This is a genomic window from Plantibacter flavus, assembly GCF_051487245.1.
Taxonomy (GTDB): domain Bacteria; phylum Actinomycetota; class Actinomycetes; order Actinomycetales; family Microbacteriaceae; genus Plantibacter; species Plantibacter flavus_B.
The window spans coordinates 1-19672 of record NZ_JAHVDH010000001.1 but is presented as its reverse complement, the minus strand read 5'-3'; the positions used below and the strand labels follow the sequence as shown (position 1 = coordinate 19672).

Genomic DNA, 19672 nt, shown 5'->3' with positions numbered 1-19672 from the left:
GCGTGGATCGACATGCGATCCACGCCGCGGCGTTCCACTGCTCAGCGGCGGCCGGCGCCGGTCTGCCCCGGGGCGAGTCCGAGCAGGCTGCGGAGGTCCCCAGGGATCGGCACCTGGTCCGGCGCCAGCTCGCGCTGCACGGCCGTTGAGAGGCGCCCGTGCGCGTCGACCGGCAACCGCCCGTCCACCTCGACGCCGGCACCGGGCTGACGCCTCGCCGACTCGAACTCGGCGAGGTCCGCGTACTGTTCCTTCGCCGCTCGCCCCGGCCAGACGATGAGCGACTTCGGTGCGGACCGGTCGGCTCGCTGGTAGAGGTTGCCCGCGAGACGGACCCCGAGTTCGGTGCGCCCGTCTGACCGCGCGTCCGTCACGCACACCACGCACCCGGTTCCCTGCCTCGGCTCTCCGACCACGGTGTTGGCGACGAGGACGTCGGTCATCGCCCAGGAGAGGGTGGGATCGGGGAAGGCCTGGCGAGGGTCTCGTCCGACGGCGTCGGGGTCCGTCGCGACCCGCCCGTCGATGGACAGGACGATGTCCATCCAGTTGTCGAGCACGGTGTTGTTCCAGAGGCGGACGCGATCGGAGCTGAACGCCTTGATCCCCGCGTCGTCGTTGCCGGTCACCGTGTTGCCCGCAGCGAGGATGTCGGTGGAGAGCTCGAACATGACCCCGTGCTTGGTGTTGTGCGCGACGCGGTTCCCCAGCACCTCGACCCCGACCACGGCCTCGTCGAACCACAGTCCGTTGCCCTCGTTCCCGCTGAACGTCCCGCCGCTCACCGTGACGTCCCGCGACCTGGTGAGCTTCAGGCCCCCGGCGACCGGTGCCGCGTTGAAGTGCTCGGTGTTGTTGCCCTCCACCCGCAGTCGACTCCCGATGAACCCGTCCGCGTAGACCGCGTGCACGCCGAGCATGCCGTTGTGCGTGCTGGTGACGCGGTCGAGGACGGCACGCTGGGCGCCGACGCTCACCCCGGTCGTCGCGCTCTCCGAGACGACGATGTTCTGGATCGTGACGTCGGTCGCCCCGCGGTCGACCCGCACTGCCCCCATGTCCGGCACCGACGGCGCGAACCGGCGTGCGTTGATCCCGCGGAACACGCTCCCGGAGGACTGGATGGTCACGGCCCGCACGAGCACGCTCGCCTCCACGGTCGCCGAGGACGGGTCGGAGCCGAGGATGAGGCGGTCGCGTGTCTCGTCGACGGCGAACTCGCCCTCCCCTGGTGACTGCGTGCTCGCGACCTGGCTGAGCGCTCGAACGTCGACCCACACCTGGTCCGGGTGCGCGGCCATCGGGTGGGCAGGATCGACGAACGACCAGCCGGGCTCGGTCGAGTCTGGCTTCCCCCGCGCATAGGAGGGACTGTCGTCGAAGTGCGTCGACCAGCCGTCGCGCACCCAGGTCCCATCGGTCGCCTCACGGAACCCGGTGACGGGGCGACTCCCATCCAGCCACACCTCCTGACCGACGGCGTTCTGGATCGTGAGTCGCTTCTCGGGTGGCACGACCAGGGTCTCCCGGTAGACACCCGCCGAGACGATGATCGTCCCGCCCGTCGGTGTGGCGACGATGGCATCCGAGATCGTCGAGAACGGATGGAGCCTGCTCCCGTCTCCGGTGTCGTCACCCGACGCGCGATCGACGAATCGGGCTCCCGCAGGTGTCGGATACCCGAAGTCCGCGACCGGAAGCGCTCCAGCGGCGTCCGGGTCGAGCGGCGGCGTGACGGCGTCGTCCTGCTCGGTACCCGGCAGCACGCTGCGCTCCACGGGCCGTGCGGAGAGACTCGACACGGCGAGCGCCGCCGGCCCTCCGGAGGCCGAGGCGTACGCCCACAGCGCCGCTCCGCCCGCCGCTTGCAGCCGCTCCGGACTGCCGTCCTGCGCGAGGGTGCGCCACTCGGGCGCCTGCGCCGACGAACCGGTCCACACCCGCGCGTCGAGCGAGACCGGTCCGGTGCCCGTGACCCGGAACTGCAGCGTCGTCCGGGTGCCGGCATCCGTCGTGATGGCACCCTCGAACGTGCCGAGCGCGGTCACCGCGTCAGGCGTCCCGTCGACGCGGTCGGCCGTCAGATCGATCCGACCCGACGGTGCGATCTTCGCGACCGCCCGATAGGCGAATCCCTCCGAGGAACGGGCCACCAGGCCGATGCGGAGGCCGGATCCCGTCGCGGGAATGGTCGTGGGGGTGAAGCTCGCGCTCAGGAGGCCGTCGTCGAGGACCGTTCCCGTGAACGCCGCCTCGGCCGCGGTCCCGGCGGCCTCGAGTGAGACGATGCCGGTTCCGGCTGCCAACGAGAAGGCCGACGCCCCTGAGAGCCGATACGGTCCCCCGAGGTCCGGGACTCCCCATCCGGGCTGATCCGTGCGGTCGAAGGTGTCGGCGGCGAGATCAGCCCCAGCGCGCCAGGGTGCGGAAGCGGCCACGACGGTGACGGCGGTCGCGATCAGGCCGGCGACCGCCACCACGGCGAGCGCCACGATGAGCCGTCTGCGCGAGCGGGCCGCCACGGGTCACCCGTTCTGGTCGCGGGCGTACTCGCTGTAGACGCCACCGAAGGCACCGGACAGCATGCCAGCGCCGCGCTTGGCGGTGCGCTTGCCCTTCGCGTCGTGGCGCAGCGATCCGGTCAGCCGGCCGACCACGTGCTGGGCGGTCCCGCCGACGAAGCGCACGGAACCGCGGAGCAGCAGCGGCACACGCACCCGGAACCGTCCGACGGCGGTCGGTTGCAGGACGAGCGAGGTCCTGCTCCACGAGTTCCCACTCCGGTACGCCCGCTGCAGCACCCACTCGCGGGTGATCCGGCTCGCCGGGACCTCATCCGTGACGACCGCCTCGTCGCACCAGACCATGCGGCCGCCGCGGGCCACGATCGTGCGGGAGAACAGCGTGTCCGAGCCGCCCGACAGCCCGAAGCGGTCGTCGAACGTGATCGACTGCTCGCGCAACCAGCGCAGGTCCAGAAGCAGGTTGTTCGTCGCGGCGACCTCGATCGACGTCCCGGTGGCGAGGCGACGACGGTCGAAGAAGCGCCCGGCCTCGACCCAGGCGTCGGGTTCGCGTTCGAACACGGAGACGACGGAGCCGACGACCGCCACGACGGGCGGTCGAGCCGCCACGAACTCGGCGACGAGCCCGGCGAGCCAGCGCTCGGAGGGGACCTCGTCGTCGTCGATGAAGACCAGCAGGTCCTGATCCGCGGATTCGGTCAGTGCGCGATTCCGCCCGGCGACGATTCCGGGGGTCGACTCGTGCACGTACACACCTGCGTCGTCGGCCTCGGCGAACGCGCTGAGGACGGCCTCGCGGGCGCTCGCCTCCGGATCGTTGTCGACGACGAGGACGCGCACGTCCGCGTCGATCGAACGCCCCTGCGCCACGAGCTGCGGGATGAGGGAGACGACCTGCGGCACACGGCGGTAGGTCAAGACGGCGATGGTGAGGGTGTCGAACGACTGGCGGCTCATGCGGCATCAGCTCCTGGTGTGCTCGGTCTGCGGCGGTTGCCGGATCCGATGGTCTCCTTCGCGCGCTGCAGGTAGCGGCGGGCGGTCGGGCGGTGGAACAGCAGGAAGACACCGACGCAGCAGATGAAGAACGCCGTCCCGCCGACGAGGAGGTGGATGATGTCGGGCATCCCGATGAGGCCGATGGCGAGATAGGCCGCAGCCCCCCACAGGCTCGCGTGGATCGCCGGGAGCATCACGCCGAGCTGGGCGCGGACGTGCACGCCGGTGAGTCGTCGCTGGATGAGGAGCAGGACCGGGATGAGGAGGAATCCGGCGATCGTGTAGCCGGCTGCGACGCCGAGCACCCCGAACTGCAGCCCGATCACGATGCCCGCGACCTGCATGCCCGTCGCGAGCAGCTCGTACCGCAGGTTGAGCGAGGCGAACCCGAGCGCCTTCATGAGCGACGGCGTGATGTAGAAGATGGTCTCGCGGGCTCCGCCGATCGCGAGCACCGAGATGAGCGCGGCCGCGGCCATCCACTCCGGCCCGAGGACGATGAACACGAGCTGTGGTGCCGCGGCGGAGATGAGCGCCATGATCGGGACCACCGTCGTCGCGAGCATCTCCGTCGCATCGGTGAGCTGCGATGCGACGCGACGCCGGTCGCCGGCGCTCCGCGAGAAGATCGGGAACAGCACCCGGTTCACGGTCTGCCCGATGAGCTGGACCGGGATGGAGAGGACGCGATACGCCATGCCGTAGAAGGCCAGCGAGGTGACGCCGAGGACACGACCGACGAGGATGTTGTCGATGTTCCGGGAGAAGTAGGCGATGCAGTTCGTCGCGAAGACCTTGACGCTGTAGCCGAGCAGCATGCTCATGCTGCGGAAGGCGAGGTTCGGCAGAGGGCCGCGGAAGACGATGAGGAGCACGATGGCGACGAGCGCGTCGGTGAACAGCGTCTGGTAGACGGTGGAGAAGAAGTCGGCGCCAAGGAGGGCGGAACCGATACCGGCTGCCGCTCCGGCGATGGCTCCGACGACGTCGGCGACCGCGATGCTCTTGAACCGCAGGCCGCGCGACAGCATGGCCCGCGGGACGATGGCGAGGGCCTTGAGCGGGAGGAGACAGCCGAGGATGCGGAGGACGTCGGTCAGGGCGTCGACGCCGAAGAAGTCGGCGATCGCGGGCGCGATGAACCAGGTGAGTGCGCCGAGGGCCACACCGAGCAGGATGTTGAGGCTGGCCACCGCGCCGGCCGCGCGGCGCTCGAGCACCGGACGTTGGATGAGCGCCGACGAGAGGCCCTGGTCGAGCATGAGCGTCGTGAGCGTCACGTAGATGGTCGCCGCACTCACGACGCCGTAGCTCGCGGGACCGAGGATGCGCGCGATGACGAGCGCGCTCGCGACCTGCGCCAGCTGGCGGAGGATGACGGCGATGGCCGACCATTTCACGCCCTGGGCGGCCGTCTGCGGGCGTCTGACGGCTGGTTCCCCCTCGTCGGGCCCGACGGACGTCACGACGCCGCCTGGGGCGTCTGGTGCCGCGTCGACCGGCCGGTCCCGGCCCGGGCGACGGCGGCACGCAGGTGGGCGCGATAGGCGTCCGTCCCGTGTCGACGCTCTGCGAGGGCGGCGTCGCGGAGTGCTGCCGAGCGCCGCTGCTCCCAGTCGTCGACGGTCGCGGTGATGGCGCGAGCGATCGCGTCGGCGTCGCCCGGTTCGACGAAGACCGCCGACTCGTACCCACCGGCCGCCTCGCGCAACCCCGAGGTGTCGCTCACGATGACCGGACGGGCCGCGAGCATGGCCTCCACGGCCGTGTTCCCGAACGGCTCGTCCACGCGCGACGAGACGATCATGATGTCGGCCGCGGAGATGTAGGGGTACGCGTCGTCCACGAAGCCCGTGAAGACGACGCGCTCCGCGAGGCCCAGCTCCGCGATCCGCGCACGCAGTTCCTCCTCGAACCACTCGTAGCCCGGGTAGACCGCGCCGACGAGCGTGAGGGTCGCGCCGAGGCCGGCGGGAAGCCGGTCGATGGCCTCGACGATCACGTCCGGGCCCTTCCGCGCGGACAGGCGGCCGATGTAGACGAGCTCGACCGAATCGTCGAGCGACTGGCGTGCCGGTTCCACCTGGGCGGGCCCCGTCACCCCGTTGAGGACGATCTCGGACCGAGCGGCGAGCGCCGGGAACATCATCTCGACGGTCTGCTTCGAGAAGTCGCTGTTGTAGATGATGCGGTCGGCGAGGTGGAGCGGCGCCGAGAGGGCGAAGCGCGCGAGCCTACCCGCGCTGCGTTCGGCCTCGTGCACGTGGACGACGAGCGGCTTCCGCGCGAACCGTGCGATGAGGTTCGCGATCGGGATCGTCACGGTGCTCACGTAGACGACCGAGGGGCGGAGCCTGGCGACCAACCGACGGCCACGGAACAGCCAGACGAGCGAGCTCGACGCCAGCTTCACGAGGCCGATCGGCGAGAGCATCGACTTCCGGAGGACCGGCAGGTCGAGCACCTCGACCGCTGCGCCCGCGCGACGCAGCTCCTCCTCCAGGGGACCGTTGGAGGCCAGCACGACGGTGACGTCGTCGCCCTGTGCGGTGTATGCGGCGACGCTCTCCAACAGGACGCGGTCGGAACCGTAGAGTTCCGCGCTCGGGTGCATGATCAGGACTCTCATCGAGTCGACCCCATCTCGTCTCAGCAGATCGCGCGGAGCACTCATGCCAGTCGGCGCTTCGGGTGCGGACGGGCGGCGGAGAAGAGGATGCGCGCTTCGACCAGAGTACCGGACCGCGCGCAGGATACCGCGCATGCGGCAGAATGGGACGCCAGTGGGACGTATGATTCGAGACACGCCCAGCACCCGAGGAGAACACGCGTGACATTGCTCGGATATCTACGTGCCATCGTGACCGGCTGGTGGATCGTCGTGATCGCCCTCGTGGCAGGCCTCGGCCTCGCCAGCGTGTACAACTCGATCAGCACCCCGGTCTACGCCAGCACCGTGAAGTTCTTCGTCTCCACGCAGACCGACGTCGGCGGTTCGGCGCTCGCGGCCGACGAGTTCGCCCAGCGCCGCATCAACTCCTACGTCCAGCTCCTGACGAGCGAGTCGATGGTCCGGCAGATCATCGACGCGAGCGACGTGGACCTCTCGGTCGCCGACGTGACCGCGCGCATCAACGCCTACTCCGACCCCGAGACGGTGCTCCTCGGCGTCGAGGTGCAGGACACCGACAAGGGACGCTCCTACGCGCTCGCGAAGGCCGTCGCCGACGAGTTCGGTGTCCTCGTGTCGTCGCTCGACAACCGTGGCGACGCCGAACTGGCGAACGTCAAGCTCAACGTCGTGTCGGGTCCGACCCTCAACGAGGTGCCGGTCTCCCCTCGCAAGCAGCTGAACCTGGCGCTCGGCGCCGTGATCGGTTTGGCGATGGGTGCGACGATCGCGATCGTCCGGAAGACGAGTCGGCGGTCGGTCGGAACGGCGACGGAGTTGGAGGACGCCCTCGACCTGCCCGTGCTCGCGACGCTTCCCCGGCTGCACCCGAACCCGCTCCTCCTGCAGCGCGAGAGCGGTCGGGAGCCCGCTTCCGTGACGAAGGTCGACATCGCAGTGGAGCGGTTGATCGCGAACCTCGAACTCGAGTCCGCGACGCCGCGCTACAGCGTCCTCCAGGTTGCGAGCGCGCACGCCGGCGACGGCCGCTCCCTCATCACGGGGCAGCTCGCGAAGGTCCTCACCCGGTTCCACAGCTCGGTCATCGTCGTCGACGCCGACTTCCAGCATCCCTCGCTCACCACCGCGTTCGGCTCGACCGACCGTCCGGGTCTCAGCGACTACCTGGCCGGCACGGCCGAGGTGTCGGACATCGTGGTGCGCACGCCGCTCTCCGGGCTCCTCCTCGTCCCGGCCGGCACGGCCCGCATCGACGGCGCCCAGGGGCTGGCCTCGCCGCGATTCGCCACGCTCGTGGAGGAACTGCGCGATCTGGCGCCGATCGTGCTGCTCGACACGCCACCGCTCCTCCCCCGCATCGACGCATCGCTCATCGGCCGTGAGGTCGACGGCGCCGTCCTCGTCGTCGGCCGAGACCGCTCGACCAAGCCGCAGCTGGTGCGCGCGATCGAGACCCTGGCCCCCGCGGAGACGCTGATCCTCGGCACCGTCCTCAACTCCTCGCCACGACCGCCACGACGCACGACCAGCGGTCGCGCGCAGCGGATGGACAAGGCGCTCGGGACGCTCCTGATCGGCGACCACGGGTCCGAGGACGCCTCAGCCCAGCCTGCGCCGTCTGCGACACAACCCGCGAGCTGATCGGCAGCGGACCCCATGACCCAACTCCTGGTCTGGATCCTCGTCTGCGTCGCGCTGGCGCTGATCCTCCGCAACCGGCCGATCGTGAGCGTCGGCCTCGCGATCTCCCTCTGGTTCCTGGTGCCGACGGTCGGCGGGTACGTGCTCACCGGGCAGAACGCGGGTCCCCTCGCCTTCCACCCGGCCACCTGGTTGGTGGTCGCGACGGTCGCGATGCAGATCATCCACAACGGACCGCGCCTCGGCGACGTGCTCGCGCAGCACGTGCTGCTGTTCAGCGGTCTGGCCGTGGTCCTCGTCGTCGCGTTTCTCACGACCCGCCTCGGCAACTACGGCGGTGGCATGAACCTGCTGGTCGACCAGATCCTCGTGCCCGTCGTCCTGTTCCTCCTCATCCTGGAGAGCGCGACCCGGGAGCGGTTGCTAGCGCTCAGGAACCTGCTGATCCTGCTCACCTCCATCGCGGTCGCCGTCGCGATCCTGCAGTGGTCCCTCAAGGAACCGGTCGTGTACGCCGCCGGATTCGAGTCCCAGTACTGGTTCAACCCGAAGCACGACCGCTGGATGGGGACCCTCGACCAGCCGCTAGCCCTCTCGCTCGCGGTCTGCGTGGTCACCCCACTGCTGTCCGGGCTGCGTCACTGGTGGGTCCGGATCCCGTTGCTCGCACTCATGTTCGCTGGGGCGCTGGTCTCGCAGTCCCGACTCGGACTCATCGTCATGATCGTGGCGGCGCTCTACGTCATCGGCATGTCGACGCGGAGCGCCGGCGCACGGATCGTCGGTCTCGTCTTCGCGGCAGCCGCGATCGTGGCCGCTGCCCTGTCACCGCTCGCGACCGGCGTGCTCGGGCGCGTGCAGGACGACACGGGCTCGACGCGCGCACGAGTCCTCGCCCTCGACTTCTTCGCCCGCGAGTGGCCGGACTACTTCATCACCGGTCAGGGCATCTCCTCGAGCTACCGGATCGGCTCGGCCGCCGGGCTCGGGACGAGCCTCGAGAGCTCGATCCTCATGTACTCGATCGACATCGGCATCCTGTTCGCGCTGCTGTACTTCGGCACGATGGTCTACCTCCTCGTCGTCGCACGGAGGACGGTGACGATGCCGGGCATCATGCTGGCGGGGGTGCTCGCGGTGATCATCCCGCAGACCTACAGCGCCCTGGCCACCCGATCCGTGGCCGGGGTGCTCGTCTGGGCCGTGATCGGCATCGCGACGGCCGACGCCTCGCTCGGTCGTGAGCAGCTGCTCCGGACCCTCCCTCCGCGAACCGTCGCCGCCCGACGAGCGGCCAGACGCGCGGCTCAGCGTCCGTCGCGCGTGACGCTCGAGGTGTAGTCCGCCAGCGCGGTCCGATCCGCTGCGCTGTACACGCGCGCGATCGCATCGTCGTTCCCCGTTCCCGCCACATTGTCCGAGCGCAGGCTGATGACCTGCGTGCCCGGGACGGTGAGGAAGTGGACGGCCTTCTCGTGGACCTGCGCGACAGGGATGCCCCCGCGGAGCGCGACGGCGTGCAGCCAGATGTCGTCGGCCTTCGGCGTGACGGCCTCGAACGCCCGACCCGCCGCCAGGAGCGCGTTGAGCATGACCGGCGGGTAGAGCACCCCGGAGACGCCGAGGGCGAAGTTCGCCGGCGACGGAACAGTGCTGGTCGCGGACGGCCAGGACTCGTACGGGGTGAAGTCACCGGAGGCGTCCTGCTGCACGACACGGGCCCAGTAGCAGTAGATCAGACCCGGACGGGCGTGGTGGGCGCTGAGGAGCTCCTCGAGCCAACCGCGCGGGTAGATGATGTCGTCGTCCGCGGTCACGAGCGGCACGGTGTGCTCCCCGAGCGACGCGACGTACGGCCAGTACTTCGTGTGCGGCCCGAGGTTGTCCGACAGGGCGATCTCCAGCCCGCGTGCCTGCAGACTGCGGAGCTCCGGGGACAGCGTGTCCATGGCGGACGGGTCGTCCAACCACAAGATGATCCGACGCGGCCGGACCCTGCCGCGGCCGATCGACTCGATCGTCGTGTGGACGGCCTGCGTCCGCACGCCGTAGCTCGTGAGCGACACGACGACCTCACCGGTGCCGAGCAGCGAGCGTCTCCGACGCTGCTGGAACAGTCCCAGCGAGAAGGTGTCGAGTCTGGCGACGAAGTGCTTCGCGCGTTTCCGCGCACGGCGCAGCGCGCCGCCGCCCTGCTTGGGCGACGGCGCGCTCCTGGACTGATCCGATGCCATCAACGTCCGATCACTGCACGGGTCGGGCGACGAGGCCGTCGAACAGCACCGAGACGGGGAAGTTCGTCGAGCTGCCTGACAGGTAGGTGAGCAGCGCGACGGTCCCGGGGCCCTGGAGCTCGGCAGAGGTGTCGGTCGTCGTGGTCTGCCACGCCGCCGGCTCAGCGCCCGCGGTGCTCCACACCTTGGCGTTGATCGTCGTCGTACCCGAGCCGGACACCTGGGTGCGGATCGTGTACTCGGTTCCCGGAGCGAACGCCCCCGCCACGGCGACGGTCTTCAGCGTGGTCTCCACGCCGGCGACGGTCTTCGTGATGTACAGCGTGATCGCACCGTTCGAGGCGACCTTCACCTTCGCCCGGTAGTCGTTGCCGGGAGAGACCTGACGACCGGCGAGGGAGACGAACGCTCCGCCACCGTCTGCCAGCTTGTCGAGCGTGAAGTTCACTGCGACGTCAGCGCTCGCCGCCGAGACGCCCGGAAGGAAGGCGTTGACGCCAGCCCCCGCCTTGGTGAGCTTCAGGACGCCCTTGCCGGCAGCGACCGACGCATTGGCCGCGCCGCCCGCGATCGTCCACGCCCCGCCGGTGTCGGCGGTGCCGAAGCCGCCCGCCTGCGTCCGCTCGAAGGTGTCCGTCGCGAAGGCCGCAGCAGGATCCACCGGCGGGTCCACCGGCGGCACCACCGGAGCGGTGACCGTCGCGACACTGGTGACCGTACCGGTGGCACCGGCGTTGTCGGTGACCGTGAGTCGGACCGTGTAGGAGCCGGCCGCAGCGTAGCTGTGCGTTGCGGTGACCCCGGTGGCGAGGGTGCCGTCTCCGAAGTCCCAGGCGTAGGACACGATCGTCCCGTCGCTGTCGGACGACGTCGATGCGTCGACCGTCAGTGCCAGGTCGGCCGCCGACTGCGTGAAGGCTGCCGTCGGAGCGACGTTCGCCGGTGGCTGCGGCGTGGTCGGCGCACCGACCGGGACCGCAGACAGGTTGTCGAACGAGACCGCGACGGGGAAGTTCGTCGAGCTGCCGGACAGGTAGGTCATGACGCCGACCGTACCAGCGGCCTGGAGGGCTGCCGTCGTGTCGGTCGTCGTGGTCTGCCAGGTGGCGGGCTCGGCCGTGGACGTCCGCCACGCCTTCGCGTTGATGGTCGTCGCGTTGGAGCCGTCCACCTGGACCCGCACCGTGTACTCGGTGCCGGCGGTGTACGTCCCGGTGAGGGCGACCGTCTTGAGTGTCGTCTCAGCGCCGCCAACCGTGCGGGTGATGTACAGGGTCAGTGCGCCGTTGGAGGCCACCTTCACCTTCGCCCGGTAGTCGTTGCCCGCGGAGACCTGACGTCCGGCGAGGGAGACGAACGCTCCACCACCGTCGGCCACCTTGTCGAGGCTGAAGGTCACCGAGGCGTCGGTCGAGGTCGAGGAGACCCCCGAGAGCGAACCGTTGACGCCGGCTCCCGCCTTGGTCAGCTTCAGGACACCCTTGCCGCCCGTGACGCTCGCGTTCGCGGTGCCACCGGTGATGCTCCAGGTGCCGCCGCTGTTCGCCGCACCCAGACCACCGGTCACCGCACGGGTGAAGGTGTCGTTGGCGAGCGAGGTGGGCGTCTGCGGAGCGGTCACCACGACGCTGTGCGTGATGGTGTTCGTCCCGCCGCGGTTGTCGGTCACCGTGAGCGAGACCGTGTACGTCCCGGCGGCCGTGTAGGTGTGCGACGCCGTCGCGCCGGTACCGGTGCCGTTGTCGCCGAAGTTCCAGGCGTACGAGGCGATGGTGCCGTCGCTGTCGGTCGACGCGGATCCGTCGACCGCCACGGTCAGGCCGTTCGGCGTGGCCGTGAAGGCTGCGGTCGGCAGGACGTTCGCCGGCGCCGTGACGGTCACCGAGGAGCTGCTCGAGCCGGTGAGGCCGTCGTTGTCCGTCACGGTGTGGGTGATCGTGTACGTGCCCGCCGCCGCGTAACCGTGCGTCGCCGTCGCGCCGGTGCCGGTCTGCCCGTCACCGAAGTTCCAGGCGTGCGAGACGATCGTCCCGTCGGCGTCGGTCGAGGTCGAACCGTCGACGTTCACGGTGAGGCCGGCGGCCGCCGCCGTGAAGTGCGAGGTCGGGGCGACCAGGACGGGAGCGCTGACGACGATGGTCTGCGTGACCTCGCCGATGGCACCCTCGTTGTCCGTCACCGTCAGCTTGGCCTGGTAGCTGCCGGCTGCTGCGTAGGTGTGGTTCGTCGTCACGCCGGTGCCGGTCGTGCCGTCGCCGAACTGCCAGGCGTACGAGGCGATCGTGCCGTCCGAGTCGGCCGAGGCCGAAGCGTCGAAGGCCACCTGGAGGTTCGTGGCGCTCGGGCTGTACGCGGCGACGGGAGCGACGTTCGGGAGCTTCGTGGTCACGGAGCGGGTCGTGGTCGCCGTGGCGCCCTTGTTGTCCGTCACCGTGAGCGTCACGGTGTGCGCACCGGCCGTCGTGTAGTCGTGCGTGGTGGTCGCGCCGGTGCCGGTCGTGCCGTCACCGAAGTCCCAGGCGTACGAAGCGATCGTGCCGTCCGAGTCCGTCGAGGCCGTCGCGTCGAACTGCGCGTGCAGATCGGTGGCGGTGGCGGTGAAGGATGCGGTCGGTGGCACGTTCGGGACGACACCTGTGCCGAGTGCGTAGTGGTTCTCCACCTGCGCGTTCGTCAGCGGGGTCGGGTAGACGGCGACCTCGTCGAGCGTCCCGGCGAAGAACGGGTCGGTGCCGTTCCACGTGGTGTCACCGGCGATCCGCCAGTAGCCGGAGTAGTCCTGCGCAGAGGTCTGCGGGTTCGTGCCCTTCAACGAGCCGTCCACGTAGAGCTTCATCCCGGCGCTCGACTGCTCCGCCACCAGGTGGTGCCAGGTGCCGTCGTTGTAGCCCGCGGGCGAGGTGATCGTGTTCGTCTGGCCCGTCCACGTGCCGAAGGTCAGTGCACCGTTCGGCTCCATGTAGACGTGCCGGTCGTAGCTGCCGGAGGTGCCGGTCTGGCTGCTGCCGAAGCCGATGAGCTTGCCGCCACGGGTCGTGGTCGTCTTGAACCACAGCTCGAGTGCGTAGCTCGACGGGCTGCTGAACTGGTCTTGGCTCGCGACGCCGGCCTGCTGCCAGCCGCCCTGGTTGATCGGGTCGAAGGTCGCAGCCTTGTTCGCCGAACCCGCGATCGCGCCGTCGACACCCTGGTTCACCCGTCCGGTGTAGGTGCCGGCGTGGTCGCTCTTGGAGGAGTCGGCCGCGACCTGGCCCGACGTCTCACCGAGGCGCCAGTAGATCGACGGGTCGAGGTTGTACACGGACGCGCCGTAGCTGTCGGCCGGAGCCGCCGGGATCGGGGAGGTACGACCGGAGGCCACGAAGTGGTTCACGATCGAGTCCTGCGAGAGCGCGGTGTCGTAGATCGCCACCTCGTCGATGTTGCCGGCCAGGTAGTACGAGTTCGGCTGGTTCGTCCAACCGCCGAGGTTGTCACCGCCGATCCTCCAGTACCCGGTGAAGCCGGGCTGGCCGGACGTGACGTCCGCACGGCTGGCGACGAGTCGCCCGTCGACGTACAGCTTCATCCCCGCGCTGCTCAGCGAAGCCGCGATGTGGTGCCACTGGCCGTCGTTGTAGCTCTTCGAGGTGTTGACCGTGCGCACGCCGCCCGGGTGGACTCCGAACCAGATGCGGCCGGCGTTGTCCATGTAGACCTGGCGGTCGTAGTTGCTCGAGTTCCCGGTCGCGGTGTTCCCGAAACCGATGATCTTGCCACCGTTCGTGGTGGTCGTCTTGACCCAGCTCTCCACCGTGAACGTGTCCGGGCCGAGCGAGGGGTCAGGCGTGGTCACGGTGCTGTTGTCGCCCGCGAAGCCGTAGGACGTGTTCGTGTCCCCGATGCCGGAGCCGTCCTGGTTCTGGGAGATGGTGCCGCTCAGGTTGCCGTCGGCGAAGCCTGCCCAGTCCTCAGCCGTGGTCCCGCTGGACTCACCGAAGCGGTAGTAGGTCTGCGGGCTGTCGGCGAGCACCGATGCGGAGTACGCGCTCGAGCTCTGGCCGCCGGACGCGATGGTCACCGTGATGGTGTCGGAGCGCGCGATGTTGCCGAACGGGTCGGTCGCGAACACCCGGTACCGGTACGTCTGGCCCGGGGTAAGACCGGTGTCGACGTAGCCCATCGACGGACGCTGCCAGAAGGTGGACTCCTGGGTGGTGGTGTACACCGGACGGGCCGTGTTGCCGTCGCGGATCACCTGGTAGGTGAGGTTCTTGTTGTCACGGTCCCAGTTGGCGGTCCAGCGGATGCGGGCCTGCCCGTTCACCGAGGAGGTGACCGTCGGGTTGAAGCGGGAGCCGGTGACGACCGGACCCTGGGTGTTGGGCGCCTTCGAGGAGACGGCGAACCGCACGAGACCCTGCTGGCCCGAACCGTTCACGTTCTTGAACTCGCCACCCATCACGACGTACTGCGTGTTGGCACTGACGGCCCACGGGCCCTGGTTCTGGCCGGTCGCGGTGCCGGTGTCGAGGTTCGGGAACCAGTTCAGCAGCGTCGGGGAGGCGGTGCCGCCCCAGCTCGGGTAGCCGTAGATGTCCGGGGTGGCCGTGCCGGTCGCGGACTTGCTGAACGCGATGCCGCGGTAGAACGACCAGGGGTCGGTCTGCGGGAAACCGCCGATGTTGCCGCAGTAGTGCGCGTGACCCGCCGTGTAGACGACGTCCCCGACGACCGCTGCGCTGTAGGTGTCACCGTGGCAGTCCGCGACCCACTTGAGGTCACCGCCGTCCCACGATGCACGGAAGCTGTTCTCGAGGTTGCCCCCGCTGCCGAAGACGTACCCGGTGCCGTAGACGCTGTCGTTGTCGGAGGTGAGGCTCGTGATCCCGGCCTGCGTGCCACCGTTGCGCACCTGGCTGTTGGCGCCGAACGGCAGCAGCGCACCGTCCGTGAGGTTCACGGCGGCGACGCCGTAGCCGGGGTTGCTCGAACCGTTCACGGTCGTGAACTGACCGCCGACGACCGCCTTGGTCTTGTCGGGCGACAGCACGATCGCGTTCACACGGCCACCGTCGGCCGCAGGGGCCCACGGCAGCAGCGAACCGTCGGAGGCCTTCGCGGCGGCGAGACGCAGGCGCTGGTCGGTGCCGACGGAGGTGAAGAGACCACCGAAGTACACGGCGTCGTTCGTCGCGACAATTGCGCGGACCGTCGAAGCCGGCTTCGGGAGGAAGGAGGTGATGAGCGCACCCGTGGTCGGGTTGAGCGCGGCGATGCGCCAGACGGTCGCACCGTTGACCGCGGTGAACGAGCCACCGACGTAGATGCGGGAGCCATCGGGCGAGGCGGCGACGCTGATGGCCTCGCCTCCGGTGAGGCTCGGCGCGAAGCTCTGGATGAGTTCACCCGTCGACAGCTTGTAGGCGAGGATGTTGCTCCGGGCGGTCGTGTTCACGCCGGCGGCGGCTCCCGCAGGACGCGCCTGCGAGAAGTTGCCCACCGCGTACACGGTGTCGCCGACGATGGCCTGCTGCCAGACCACGCCGTTCACCTGCACGGTCGGGAGCGCGTCAGCACTCACCGTGGTCGGCGACGCGGGACTCGCGGGATCGACCGGTGCGGTGTCGGCGTACGCGGGTGTCGCGATGAGCGCACTCGTCAGCACCGCGGCGACAGCCACGGCAGCCAGAGCGGCCTTCGAGAAGAGAGTTCGGGTCATGATCGGGTGCCCCCATCAGTCGCCTGGACAGCGACCGGTAACGGTGAAAGAAGAGCACGGCACAGCTTCGGGTGCTATGGCGCGATCGGATGCTATCAGCGCCTGGAAGCGGCCAACATCCCTCAAACACGGGTCATTTTGACCCCCACCGTTGCGCCCCTCGCCGGGCGACTCCACGCGCCGGATTCGGTTCGGCGCCGATGCCTCACTCAGGCCGGAGGTGCCGCACCTTCGAAGGCGAGCACCGGGGCGGTCACGACGGTGTCGACGAACACGCGGAACACGTCGCGGTCGCCCGCAGCGACCCCGAACACGTAGACCGCCGTGGCGCTGTCCCCCGCTGCGAGGTCCGACGGGAACGGCACGACACCGGGGCCACTGAGTTCGCTGCTCGACAACCGATCGGCACCGGCATCGGCCGTGACCTGCATCGTCCGCAGGTCGAGGCTCGCATCGGTGCCGTTCTTCACCGTGATCGAGACCTGCACGGCGGGGCCGGCGATCTCGCCGACGCCCGACGCTTCGCCCTCCACCGCTGTGAGCTTCGTCACGCTCACGGTGACCCCGGGCAGCGCTTCGCCGTCCTCGTCGAAGGCGAGTGGTGGATCGGTGGGGCGGGTGCCGGGCTCGGCGGCGTCACCGCTGGGTGACGCGTCCCCGGTCGGCGTGGTCGCACCGGGGCTCGCGGACGCCGACGAGGTCGCGTTCGGCGAACCGGAAGCGGCGGCATCGGGTGTCGCACCGGGCCGGAAGAGGAGGAAGGAGACCGCGATCAGGGCGACGACGACGACGACACCCGCGACGATGAGGACGGTGCGTCGCGTGGATCGTGGCGCGCCGTGGCCCGGTGCACGTTCCCCGGCCGGCTGGTCTCCATCGAATTCGCTCACCGCTGTACCCCATTCCGAGCTCGCGCTCGTCTTCGGTCTCGGGCGGTGTCAGAGCGACGCACCCGAGACAGCAGCATATTGGCACATCCCGCTCACAGCTACTCGGCACCCCCTCCTCGGGTGGCACCTGAAAGTGGACTCGGCAAGCGCTGATGACCCTCATAGCCTCGGAGATGGCTCAATGAACGCGCCGACAACGACAGGGAAACACTCGAGTGGGGAGCGTTCGGACGATGACCGATCAGCAGGCGACAGCACGACAGGGCCGCGTGGGCTACGCAGCCGGCGCCTTCGACCTCTTCCACGTCGGACACCTGAACATCCTCCGCCACGCGAAGAGTGCATGCGACTACCTCATCGCCGGGGTCGTGTCCGACGAGCTGCTCCGCACCCGCAAGCGCATCGAACCCGTCGTCCCGCTCACCGAGCGCCTCGAGATCGTCCGCCACATCGGCTTCGTCGACGAGGCCGTCGAGGAGACCTGGGAGGACAAGCTCGAAGCCTGGGAAGCCCTCCGTTTCGACATCTTCTTCAAGGGCGACGACTGGCGGGGCACCGCCGAGGGCCTGCGCCTCGAGGCTGAGTTCGCGAAGGTCGGCGTCGAGGTCGTGTACTTCCCGTACACGATGAGCACGTCGAGCACCGCGCTCCGCCGCGCCCTCGCGCAGCTCGAAGAACAGCGCACCGCCGACAGCACGCTCGTCGTCCAAGCCTGACCACACTGCACCACCCGGGACCTTCCGCCACCCACTCCCCCAACGACTCGACGGGGAGGTACTGTTGGACGGCGGATCGACACACAGGGCGGTGCAGAACATGACGAAGGCTCGGCAGGCACTGCTGGCACGCCTCACCGGCTCGCTGCCTGTCTACGGCTCCATCGTCGGCGTCGCCACTGACGAGCGGACCGTCGTCATCACCTACGGCGACGGCCCGAGTCCCGACGGCACTCCCGGCGTCCTCGACGCGCTCGCCGAGGCCGGCGCGACAGCCACGTTCTTCGTCCTCGTCGGCCGAGCCAGGCAACACCCGGACCTCCTGGCGCGCATCGTCGCCGAGGGCCACGAGATCGCCTTGCACGGCGGCGACCATCTCCGCCTCACCGACTTCTCCGAGGAGGAGGCCTACCGACGCACCCTCGACGCGAAGCGCGAGCTCGAAGCGCTGAGCGGCCAGACCGTCGAGTGGTTCCGTCCGCCCTACGGTGCGCAGAGCATCGACACATGGCAGGCCGTGAAGCGCGCCGGTCTGCAGACGGTGCTGTGGACGGCCACGGCCTGGGACGTCAAAGACGTCGGCGAGCACGAGCGGGTCGCCCACGCCGTGCGCCACTGCCACCAGGGTTCCATCCTCCTCGCCCACGACGGTTTCGCGGGCCCCGCAGACGGCGTCGACGACGGCCCGGAGCCCGAGGTCGACCGCGGAGCACTCGCGGCCGAACTGTTGAGCGGTTTCGCTCGCGAAGGCCTCATCGGCCGTTCGCTCGGCGACGCCCTGCGCACGGGAAAAGCCGTGCGCCGCGCCCGCTTCACGGAGTGATCCGTCCGGCTCAGAACGCCATCGGACGCCACCCCACCACTCCTGCCGCGCCACTTCCCAGCTGACCCTCAGCTCCAGCGGGGGACATCATGCACGGACGGGTCGATGCCCTGGACGGGCGCATCGTGGCCCTCGGCGCTCCGGGCCACTGAATGTGCCACGGCCGCGGTTGTCAACGCACGACACGGATCACCTCGCGGGGACGAGCTCGAACGAGCCGGAAAGTGTGTCGACAAGCTCGGTACCCCGGGTGGGGGGGCATCAGAAATTTCCTGGTCAGGGGGAACTTGCGCTCCCCTCTGCAGTCCTGCAAGGTTAACGAACAGATAACAGGGACTGACCGGGGGGCCAGGATCCGCCGAACCGTAATCCAACGTCCGACGGAGGACTTCACCCATGACTGGGACCCATCTCTCACCGCGCCCGAAGCACGCCTCAGCACCCACGCACCACCCGAGCAACCCGACCACCTCGACCTCCAGGTCACGACGACTCGTCGCAGTCCTCGCCTCGCTCGTCATCGCGATCGGCACACTGGTGTCCATCCCCACAGCCGCGAACGCGGCGACCACCGGCTCACTGACCGTCGCTCCCGGTGCATCCGCCGCCGCGACCGTGACCGGGACGAACCTCGGCGACGTCACCGCCTCAGCCCAGTTCACCGTCCCTGCCCAGCGCACCGCCTACGTCGCCGTGCAGCTCCGCTCGGCGTCGACCGCAGCGGGCTACCGCGCGAAGGCTCGGATCCTCTCCACGGGTGAGGTGACCGTCAGCATCGCACGGGTCGTCGGCGGGGTCGAGACGGCACTCGTCAGCGGCGCCACGGGCGTCACCGTGCAGACGGGCCAGAAGCTCAACCTCGAGGGCGTCGTCTCGGGCACCAACCCGGTCAAACTCTCGGTGCGCGCCTGGGTGGACGGCGCGACGAAGCCGGCCTGGCAGCAGAGCGCCTCGGACACCTCGGCCGCCCGTGTGAGCGCTGCCGGCCCGGTGCGTGTGTGGAGCTACCTGTCCGGTACGGCCGCCTCCGCCGCGAAGATCGCGTTCGGCAACGCTGCGACCGTGACCGCCACCGCCGGAACCGGTGGCGGAAGCACTCCTGCCCCTGCCAAGCCCTCCGCCACGACGACCGGGGTTCCCGCGGGCACGAGCCTCACCCGCTTCGACGGCGACATCACGGTGACGGAAGCCGGGACGGTGATCGACGGTCTCGACATCCACGGCTTCGTGAACGTGAAGGCCCCGAACGTGACGATCAAGAACTCCATCGTCCGCGGCGGCAAGGCCAAAGGCTTCGCCACCGGCCTGATCACGAACTACGGCTTCGACAACCTCGTCATCGACCACGTCGACGTCGTCGCTGAGTTCCCCTCGGTGTACTTCGACGGCATCAAGGGCTGGGACTTCACCGCCCGGAACGTGCACGTGGTCGGCAACGTCGACTCGATCAAGATCCACGGCGACAACGTGCTCGTCGAGAAGTCGCTGCTGGAGAACACCGTGTACTACGC

General features: G+C 69.5%; 11 protein-coding genes and 1 pseudogene. 5 read left to right on the top strand and 7 right to left on the bottom strand.

Features of this window, described 5'->3' with window-relative positions; translation table 11 throughout:
- Positions 1-41: 41 nt before the first annotated feature.
- From KXS11_RS00060 to KXS11_RS00045, 4 genes are read right to left on the bottom strand one after another with little or no spacing between them, the layout of a single operon-like run.
- A complete protein-coding gene (locus KXS11_RS00060; protein ID WP_437383325.1) occupies positions 42-2522 on the bottom strand; it encodes a right-handed parallel beta-helix repeat-containing protein in 2481 nt (826 codons plus the stop codon).
- Between the two features lie 3 nt (positions 2523-2525).
- A complete protein-coding gene (locus KXS11_RS00055; protein WP_437383323.1) occupies positions 2526-3482 on the bottom strand; it encodes a glycosyltransferase family 2 protein in 957 nt (318 codons plus the stop codon).
- A complete protein-coding gene (locus KXS11_RS00050; protein ID WP_437383322.1) occupies positions 3479-4990 on the bottom strand; it encodes a lipopolysaccharide biosynthesis protein in 1512 nt (503 codons plus the stop codon). The genes KXS11_RS00055 and KXS11_RS00050 overlap by 4 nt, the downstream gene beginning before the upstream one ends.
- Positions 4987-6138, bottom strand: coding sequence for a glycosyltransferase (locus KXS11_RS00045; protein WP_437383320.1), 1152 nt, complete (start codon positions 6136-6138; stop codon positions 4987-4989). Before KXS11_RS00045 ends, KXS11_RS00050 begins: the two co-directional genes overlap by 4 nt.
- 216 nt (positions 6139-6354) lie before the next feature.
- Between KXS11_RS00045 and KXS11_RS00040 the strand changes: the two genes are divergently transcribed.
- Both KXS11_RS00040 and KXS11_RS00035 read left to right on the top strand, forming a co-directional pair.
- Entirely contained in the window at positions 6355-7797 is a 1443-nt protein-coding gene (locus tag KXS11_RS00040) for a Wzz/FepE/Etk N-terminal domain-containing protein (RefSeq protein WP_437383318.1), read from the top strand.
- Between the two features lie 15 nt (positions 7798-7812).
- Complete coding sequence (locus KXS11_RS00035) at positions 7813-9138, top strand: hypothetical protein (protein WP_437383316.1); 1326 nt, start codon at positions 7813-7815, stop codon at positions 9136-9138.
- On the opposite strand, the gene KXS11_RS00030 is transcribed toward KXS11_RS00035, so the two are convergent.
- From KXS11_RS00030 to KXS11_RS00020, 3 genes are all read right to left on the bottom strand, one after another.
- Complete coding sequence (locus tag KXS11_RS00030) at positions 9105-10031, bottom strand: glycosyltransferase family A protein (protein ID WP_437383313.1); 927 nt, start codon at positions 10029-10031, stop codon at positions 9105-9107. The genes KXS11_RS00035 and KXS11_RS00030 overlap by 34 nt on opposite strands.
- Positions 10032-10041: 10 nt before the next feature.
- Positions 10042-15732, bottom strand: a complete 5691-nt coding sequence (locus tag KXS11_RS00025) for a PKD domain-containing protein (RefSeq protein WP_437383310.1) — start codon at positions 15730-15732, stop codon at positions 10042-10044.
- Positions 15733-15941: 209 nt separating this feature from the next.
- Positions 15942-16622, bottom strand: coding sequence for a hypothetical protein (locus KXS11_RS00020; RefSeq protein ID WP_437383308.1), 681 nt, complete (start codon positions 16620-16622; stop codon positions 15942-15944).
- Between the two features lie 233 nt (positions 16623-16855).
- Here KXS11_RS00020 and KXS11_RS00015 point away from each other — a divergent pair, with 233 nt between their 5' ends.
- From KXS11_RS00015 to KXS11_RS00005, 3 genes and pseudogenes are all read left to right on the top strand, one after another.
- The gene (locus KXS11_RS00015) at positions 16856-17338 is read left to right on the top strand and encodes an adenylyltransferase/cytidyltransferase family protein (protein ID WP_437383305.1); all 483 of its coding nucleotides are present in this window, start codon (positions 16856-16858) and stop codon (positions 17336-17338) included.
- Between the two features lie 100 nt (positions 17339-17438).
- Positions 17439-18161 carry a polysaccharide deacetylase family protein gene (locus tag KXS11_RS00010; RefSeq protein ID WP_437383303.1) on the top strand — a complete coding sequence of 241 codons (723 nt, stop codon included), beginning with the start codon at positions 17439-17441 and terminating at the stop codon, positions 18159-18161.
- A gap of 396 nt (positions 18162-18557) precedes the next feature.
- A pseudogene (locus KXS11_RS00005) lies at positions 18558-19672 on the top strand (hypothetical protein); the annotation flags it as partial.